Raw genomic sequence first — 2,183 nt, 5'->3', positions numbered from 1 at the left:
CTGAATACGTGGGTTAGGGTCAGAGCACATGATCGTTCGGATGACGAGGGGAGAGCGACGTGCGTGAACTCGGAAGCGAAGAATTCGGCATCATGCTGTCGTTCTTTGCAGTGCTGCTTTTGGCATTCGCGGCGAACTTCCACTTCTCACGCAAGGCGATCCGCAGGCATCGGGTAGCGGCATTGGGCTTCGTTCTGGTGAGCTTTATCGGTGAGATCGCCACCGTGATCGCGCTGGTGCTGACCTGGGTAGCGCTGTGGAGTCCGCACGCGTGGGAGGCAATCGACGACCTGCTGGTGCTGGGGCCTGGCAGTATCGCATTGCTGTGCGCAGTGATCCTGACCTTCGAGTCGGTTTACGCGCGCGCCGTGCACATCCTGCGACTCGAACGCGAAGACCGCCTGGCCGAAAGGACCGAGCGGTCGTCGCGTACGACTGTGCTAGTCGCGGAACAAAACTAGGTCAGCTGACCCGCTGACGGAGCCAGGTGACTTCGGCGCCGACGCCACCCATCCGGTAGTTTTCCAGCGCCTCGTCCCACGCGGTGCCCAGGGCGGACTCCAGTTCGCCGGCCAGCCCAAAACTCTCGGGCTGGGCGTCGAGCATGGCGCGCAGCTGCATTTCGCCGAGGATCACGTCGCCGTTGGCGCCGGTCGATCCGCGCCACAAGCCGAGGCCTGGTACGTACGCGAAGCGCTCACCGTCGACTCCAAGGCTCGGATCCTCGGTCACTTCGAAGAGCAGTCCGGACCACTCGCGCAGGGCGTTGGTCAGGCGTGCGCCAGTGCCCACGGGGCCGACCCAGTCCACGGTCGCACGCATGCGGCCGGGATCGGCTTCCTGCGCCGACCATTTCAGGTCCGCGCGGGCGTTCAGGGTCGACGACAATGCCCACTCCACATGCGGGCACAGCGCGACGGGTGCGGCGTGGATGTACACCACACCGCTCGTCAGGTCCGCAAATTGGTTCAAGTTGCGCACTTGTATTCACCTCCGGTTCGACGAGGAACGTCTTCCCCAACGCCTTGTCGTACCGGTGACTCACTGTCGTCAATGAATTATGCCTCGAGTGACGCGTGTTGCGCCAGTGGTTGTTGAGATTGACGGCGTGTCGTGCGGCCGGAGTGTCCCCGCAGTGGTAATTGAGTGACGGATGAGACGCGTGGGGTTCAGGTGCGTCGGATGCAATCGTCGGCTACAGCGGGATGTTCCGGTGCCTGCCGCGCCCGGGTGGGGCAGAGGCGAGGGCCTCGGTGATCACGCTGCGGGTGTGGGCCGGGTCGATGATCTCGTCGACGACGCCGATGGCTTGGGCGCGCCCCACTCCGCCAGCGATGTGCTCATGTTCGGCGGCCAGTCGCTCATGCAGCGCCTCGCGCTCGTGTTCGGCGGCTGCCGCGAGAACCTTCTTGTGGAGGATCCCGACGGCGGCCTTGGCGCCCATTACCGCGACCTCGGAGCCGGGCCAGGCGAAGACGGCGGTGGCGCCTAGGGCGCGCGCGTTCATGGCGATGTACGCGCCGCCATAAATCTTGCGGGTCACCAATGTCACGCGCGGCACCGAGCAGTCGGCGAAGGCGTGCAGGAGCTTGGCGCCGCGTCGTACGACACCGCCCCATTCCTGGCCCACACCGGGCAGGTAGCCGGGCACATCGGTGATGACGATCAGCGGAATGCCGAAGGCATCACAGAGACGGACGAAGCGCGCGGCCTTCTCGGCGGCCTCGGAGTTGAGGCAGCCGCCCATCCGCAGCGGATTGTTGGCGATGACACCGACGCTGCGGCCGGACAGGCGACCGAAGCCCACCGAGATGTTCGGCGCCCACTTGGGCTGGATTTCCTCGTACGTCGAGACCTCGGTGACGCCGTCGGCGGCGAACTGCGCGTCGAGCAGATTCTCAATCACCGGGTGCACGTCGTACGCGCGCCGATTCGACTCGGGGAGCAGAGCTTTCAGATCGGTATCGCCAGCCTCGGCCTTGGCGCGATTGAAATGACCCTGCTGGGTGAAGGTGGACACGAGCCGCCGCGCGCGCCAATAGGCGTCAGCCTCGGAATCGGCGGTGATATGGCTGACGCCGGACTTGCGGCCGTGCGTGTTCGGGCCGCCGAGCGACTCCATGTCGACATCTTCGCCGGTCACGCTGCGTACCACATCGGGGCCGGTCACGAAGACGCGGCCC

General features: G+C 65.5%; 3 protein-coding genes. 1 reads left to right on the top strand and 2 read right to left on the bottom strand.

Annotated features, from left to right (window positions below; genetic code table 11):
- The first annotated feature begins 59 nt into the window (after positions 1-59).
- Complete coding sequence (locus WAW85_RS15130) at positions 60-461, top strand: hypothetical protein (RefSeq protein ID WP_422560413.1); 402 nt, start codon at positions 60-62, stop codon at positions 459-461.
- Position 462: 1 nt separating this feature from the next.
- On the opposite strand, the gene WAW85_RS15125 is transcribed toward WAW85_RS15130, so the two are convergent.
- The gene (locus WAW85_RS15125) at positions 463-981 is read right to left on the bottom strand and encodes a DUF3145 domain-containing protein (protein ID WP_422560412.1); all 519 of its coding nucleotides are present in this window, start codon (positions 979-981) and stop codon (positions 463-465) included.
- A 214-nt stretch (positions 982-1,195) separates the two neighbouring features.
- The coding region (locus WAW85_RS15120) for a carboxyl transferase domain-containing protein (protein ID WP_422560411.1) at positions 1,196-2,183 on the bottom strand (988 nt) is incomplete at its 5' end.

The organism is Gordonia sp. (in: high G+C Gram-positive bacteria) (assembly GCF_049299075.1).
Taxonomy (GTDB): Bacteria; Actinomycetota; Actinomycetes; order Mycobacteriales; family Mycobacteriaceae; genus Gordonia.
The sequence above is the reverse complement of the archived record's forward strand: the minus strand, read 5'-3'. Positions and strand labels throughout refer to the sequence as shown.